This is a genomic window from Ornithinibacillus proteolyticus (genome assembly GCF_039581225.1).
Lineage (GTDB): Bacteria > Bacillota > Bacilli > Bacillales > Amphibacillaceae > Ornithinibacillus > Ornithinibacillus massiliensis.
In genome coordinates, this window is record NZ_JBCPXV010000095.1 from 1 (window position 1) to 3,960 (window position 3,960).

General features: G+C 32.2%; 4 protein-coding genes. 3 read left to right on the top strand and 1 reads right to left on the bottom strand.

Annotation, left to right across the window (positions count from 1 at the left end):
* Nucleotides 1–574: 574 nt before the first annotated feature.
* The 3 genes from AAIB49_RS19560 to AAIB49_RS19570 all read left to right on the top strand — a co-directional run bounded on the left by AAIB49_RS19560 (nucleotide 575) and on the right by AAIB49_RS19570 (nucleotide 2,373).
* Entirely contained in the window at nucleotides 575–1,090 is a 516-nt protein-coding gene (locus AAIB49_RS19560) for a hypothetical protein (protein ID WP_343459028.1), read from the top strand.
* Nucleotides 1,091–1,133: 43 nt separating this feature from the next.
* Nucleotides 1,134–1,538, top strand: coding sequence for a hypothetical protein (locus AAIB49_RS19565; protein WP_343459029.1), 405 nt, complete (start codon nucleotides 1,134–1,136; stop codon nucleotides 1,536–1,538).
* Nucleotides 1,539–1,911: 373 nt separating this feature from the next.
* Nucleotides 1,912–2,373, top strand: coding sequence for a hypothetical protein (locus AAIB49_RS19570; RefSeq protein WP_343459030.1), 462 nt, complete (start codon nucleotides 1,912–1,914; stop codon nucleotides 2,371–2,373).
* A 428-nt stretch (nucleotides 2,374–2,801) separates the two neighbouring features.
* Here the strand turns inward: AAIB49_RS19570 and AAIB49_RS19575 are convergent, their stop codons facing one another.
* On the bottom strand, nucleotides 2,802–3,065 hold the full coding sequence (locus AAIB49_RS19575; RefSeq protein ID WP_343459031.1) for a hypothetical protein: 264 nt from the start codon (nucleotides 3,063–3,065) through the stop codon (nucleotides 2,802–2,804).
* Between the last annotated feature and the right edge of the window lie 895 nt (nucleotides 3,066–3,960).

Sequence of the window (3,960 nt, forward strand, 5' to 3'; positions counted from 1 at the left end):
AAGTGCCTGTTTTTGAAAGAAAAAACGTTCAAAATGGGGGTTGCCTAGCAAAACTTTATTTTAACGGCAACGGTGGGATGCGGGTTTGAGGTGGGGGAAAAAATCAGATGTTTAATATTACGGCACATAGTAGAGAAAAAGAATTTAGTTTAGTTTGTAATATTACATACAAATTATAGAAAAAGTAAATAAGAAGGGAATGAATGGTTTCGATTTAATGCTTGGGGAGAGTTTGGATACAAAAGGCCATTTTCTGATCTACTAATGATACATTCAGTTTATATGCACAAAATAATATATTCTTATTAAAAGGGCTTATCCGGTGGATAGGCTCTTTTTGTTTAAGTACAAATAAATTGTAAATGTGACTTGCCAGGCAACCCTTTAAAACTCTTCTCCAGATAAAATGAAAACATAGAGTTAAGCATAGTGTGAAGGTTTAACCATTCATATCGGATTTAACTCAAGCACTGATTAAGAGGAGGAACTCAAATGGATTAACACCCGGAACAGCAAGAGCCCGAACAGATAGGATCTAAAATAAAATATATCAATTTTAAAAAGGAGAGATTTTATGAGACTAAAAGATAAAGTTAATTACCTTAACGAAAGAAGGGATTTACATCAACTCCATTTTGAAAATGAACTAAATGTTAAAATTCAACTATTTTGCCATTTGTTTGAAGCATTAGGTTGGGATTATACTTGCCCATCTCAAAGTCGTTTTGAACATCCAAAGGTTGGAGAAAATGCTGCAACTGGGGTCCACTTAGATCGTAAATTAAAACCAACTATCCTTTTCGAGACAAAGGGAATAAAAGAAGACATAAACAATCATATCGAACAAACTCTAAATTTTTTCTCGGTTGAAGACTCAATTAAAGTTGCCAACTTAACTAACATGGTCGATATGTATTTCTTTTCAGATTTTAAAACTTCAGGTGTTATGGATGAAACTCCGTTTTATAGGATTCATCTTCCATCTTTCACTCAACAGGATGTAGAATTTTTGGAGCAATTTCAAAGAGACTATTTTTTGGACCATTATAACGTACTTTATGCGAAATGGAAGGGAAAATATACCCTTTAAAAGGTGTGCAATTTCAAAGTGAAAAAAGAATGGAGATGTATTTATGAATTTGATTAACGGACTAAATAGAAAAAATATTGAAGATGTGGAGTGGATGTATTACAGCAATAATATGTTAAAGGATAATCTAATAGTTGTTGTAAATAATTACGAAAGTATTGGAGGTGAAAAGGAGTGGGGTATTGAAACTTGGATAAGCGTTTACCACTATAATGATTTAGATGCGTTTTCTTTTACATTGTACCAAGGAGATTACTTACAAAGTATCCAGGTTTATAGAATTGTAAAAGATATTTATGATCTATACCTTGACAATAAATTACCAGACTTTCTGAAGATAATTAAAGATTTAAGTGTAGCTTTTCAATCACAGTCTATGCAAAGTAAAAAGGAAAACGCAAGAGATGTAAGAGAATGGATTGTATCAGAATTTGCAACAATTAATTAATTGTAGAATTTATTGATGTCAATGGTATTTCAGTCTTAATCCAATCAGTTTTTTGCCAATTGAAAGTCAATATCAATTCAGGCTGGATCAATAACGGTCCAGTCTTTTTATTTGACCAATATCCGTCCATTCTATCTTCGCTACTTTACTTAGTCTATTACTTCTCGTAATTTGTTACATTTCACAACAGTTCACCTATCTTATCTCTTCATTTTGGTAGCAAAAGATTCAATTGTTAATAGGGAAAAAGGAGACCAAGAAGTCTGGAAAAGTGTATTTCTTTATCTAAATCCACTTATTGTTAAACGGTCTTAATACAAGGAATTAAGAATAAGAATTAATTAAAGCATCAAATATAAAAGGGGGGAAAGGCATGTTTAGTTGGCTAAAATCAAAAGGACAATCAATAGAAACTATAACCACAAGTATTAATTATTATGATTCACCTACGGACGTAACTTTGTACTGGGATGATGTATTAGATGTTTTATCATTAGCAGAAGATGGTAGTGAAGGAAGTGTTAGAAAATTAAAACAAAAATACAATCTTGAAGATAAGTATGGTAACGAATTATACGTAACATTGAATACACCTAAGCCAGAGGGTTACACGGTTACTAGGGACCATTATCCGGGGGAATCGTGGGATTTCTCACTAAAGGATTTGCAAAAGGTTTATGAAGGTGAACTTGAGTATAGAGCAAAACAAATTGAGTGGAAAAAGGAAAAGCAGGAAAAAGAGAATTTATATCAACAACGTAATTCTACTGAAAACTTACAAAAAAGATTAAAGGATTATCAAATAAAACGGGAAGAGTCTAACAAACTTTCCTAAAAGACTCTTCAGTTAAATAGGTTCTTTTGCACAATTGGGATACTAATTTAATAAAATGCGTAATTTAGATTAAATAATACTGTTAGGAAACAAAGGTAATTGCTTAATTACTATGAATTAGGCTATTACCTTTGTTGTTCTTCTATCTATTATTTAAGCCACTGAAAAAATCGTAGGCTGCTTATATTCTTCCAACCATATGTCAATGTCGGCTGCTGAATAATAGCCTTTCTCAATAAAGTAGCTAATTATGGAATCGAACACACTATTTTCATCTGCTAGTGTGTATCCAGCCTTATTTAATAGTTTCTCTGTTTGTATTAGGTCTAATTCAAACGCAATTGCAAAGCATAATAACTTTGACTTAGTTGGACTGATTCGGTTATTAACAACCTTATATTTATAAGCCCTATCAATTCCTGCTCTTCTTAGTCATTAGGGTCTTCTTTTCTTTTTTCCTGGTATAAATCCTCGATGTAATCACCTAATGTTTGAGCATTTTCCACTTTCCTGACTCTTATATCTAATTCTGTAGAGAAATTCCCAAATGAATGTCCAAAGCAAACTGTAGGTTCATTTGAATTGCTGGAATTTCTATCTATATTAAGGGATTTTACCCTATCTGTAATTAAGTTACCCTGAATAAATTTATTCAGTTCCTCTTTAATCACAGGATCTAAATTGTTATACATAATAATCCTCCCAAAAATATCAAATGTGACTTGGCACGTCACCTTTCTAATCCAGTGACTATATACAATAGAATCATAGAACGTAACAAAAATGAAATCAATATAGGAGATGATAGTAAAAGTAGGAATAGCAGGTAATTTAGGGTAATAAGTGTGGAAATTGTAAGGAGGAATAAAGAATGGGGTGAAATTAGTGAAATCAATTACGTTTAAATAAGGCTAAACATATCTTGAAATTTGAATTAAAAACACAACAAAATAAAGGGAGAAAAGAATAATGACACAAAATATAATAAATCCAACAAATTGGCTGTCCTCTTTAATCATTCACCAAATTCTCATCTTCAGTTTTTTTCAATCCCAAATCAATACAATTGGGCTGAATCCAATAGTGATTCAGTCCTTTTCTTTTCTGTTCAATATTCCTCCAATCCCTTATCAATAGTAATTTCAAGCGGTTTTAAATATCCTCTCCAGTCATTTTCCTCACTCTATCAATCCAACGGATTTCCGATCTCTATTCAGTGTGTTTCCTAACTATAACACCATCCCAAAACTGCTACACTTCCTCTTTTCTCTTCATATTTCTTCATCTACTATGGGAGGAAAAAATACTGTTTCTTCTAAGGATTAAGGGATAGTGGAGATGTAAGGAATTAGTATTTGGTGGATTGATGTTGAAAAATATTGATATAATTGATAACAAGAGATAGTAAGGAAGATAGAAGTCACCAGAATGTTTTAGTTCGTGGGTGGCTTATTTTTATAATAGGAGCATTCCTGTAATGAAGAAATTTGAGGATTGAAACAAAAAGAGCCCTCTTGGTATCATACGAGGTGTCCAAAGCTTCGAAGCAAAAATGGACCCTTAATTTAAGTAACCAAGGAGGACTCA